This is a genomic window from Vibrio sp. Vb1554, assembly GCF_033344235.1.
The window spans coordinates 1-1419 of the sequence record NZ_JAWPOJ010000189.1 but is presented as its reverse complement, the minus strand read 5'-3'; the positions used below and the strand labels follow the sequence as shown (position 1 = coordinate 1419).

1 protein-coding gene is annotated in these 1419 nt (G+C 42.4%); it reads left to right on the top strand.

Going from position 1 to position 1419, the window contains the following annotated elements; all coding sequences use genetic code 11:
• Window positions 1-936 (top strand): tRNA epoxyqueuosine(34) reductase QueG (gene queG, locus R8N28_RS24830; RefSeq protein ID WP_318183618.1); only part of this gene is annotated, 936 nt, incomplete at its 5' end.
• Window positions 937-1419 lie beyond the last annotated feature (483 nt).

Sequence of the window (1419 nt, the reverse complement as noted above, 5' to 3'; positions counted from 1 at the left end):
TTACCGGGAACCGTTCGCGTTATCAGCGTCCGGATGGACTACCTACCGCCAGAAGCGCAATTCGCTTCAAATCTCGCGAATAAAAATCATGCTTATATTAGCCGCTATGCGCTAGGGCGTGATTACCATAAGCTGGTCAGAAAGCAGCTCAACAAGTTGGGTAAGCTCATAGAAGAAGAAGTGGGTCAGTTTGGTTATCGCCCTTTTGTCGACTCTGCGCCAATACTTGAGCGCCCTTTAGCCCAAAAGGCCGGATTGGGTTGGACAGGTAAACACTCACTGATCTTAGATAAAGAGTGTGGTTCTTGGTTCTTCCTTGGTGAACTGCTGATTGACCTACCTTTGCCAGTCGATACTCCAAGTGTCGACCAATGCGAAAAATGCCGAGCGTGTATTACGTCATGCCCGACTCAAGCCATTGTAGAAGATAAAGTTGTCGATGCGAGACGCTGTATCTCTTATCTCACGATAGAGTTTGATGGTGTCATCCCTGAAGAATTCCGCAAACCGATGGGTAACCGCATCTACGGCTGTGATGACTGCCAACTCGTCTGCCCATGGAACCGCTATGCAGACGTAACCGAACAAGAAGATTTCCATCGCAGGGAAAGCTTTCACAATCCAGACTTAGTTGAATTATTCCAATGGGACGAGGCGACGTTCTTAAAAAATATGGAAGGTTCTGCTATCCGTCGTATCGGTCACGAACAATGGCTACGTAATATATCTGTCGCACTTGGTAATGCAGAATACAGCCAACGGGTGATAGACGCACTTAATGCGCGACTTGGTGAAAGTAAATTACTGGATGAGCACATCGAATGGGCACTTACCCAGCAGCTCAACCATATCCCTTCTGTAGATGCAGAACCGATTGAGACGAAGAAAAAGCGTTTAATTAGAATTGTTGAGAAAGGCTTACCTAGAGATGCCTAGTGCGTAGCCTATATGCAAGAGATTGAAAACACTTTTTGCATGCTCAATACATGACCCTGTTCTCAATTCTGTAATGTGGAAAAAAATTCTAGATTTGATTAAAAATGGGTTGCAAAAAAAAGTTAAACACAACCTGAGTAAATGACTAGGATCAAAAAAAGACAAGGTTATGATCGTATGTGAACGTATTCGATCCGATGAAATAATACATTTAACCTGAAATAACAACAAGTTAAGACCAAATCACCAGCAACCAAGACTTCCTAAAAAAGAAAAGATCTTTCTTTACCCATCAAAATCCTCAAGCTAAAAACACTTTATCAACCAACTTATCCACAGAACGTTATATGTGGATAACTCTGTTAATTAACATAGGTAAAACGCTCCGAACATCATGAAATGATTACGCCAGCCGATTCATATCGTGTTTTAAACACAAACGAAATCGTCCGACATCATTTGATGCGGATTAAGATATGCTTT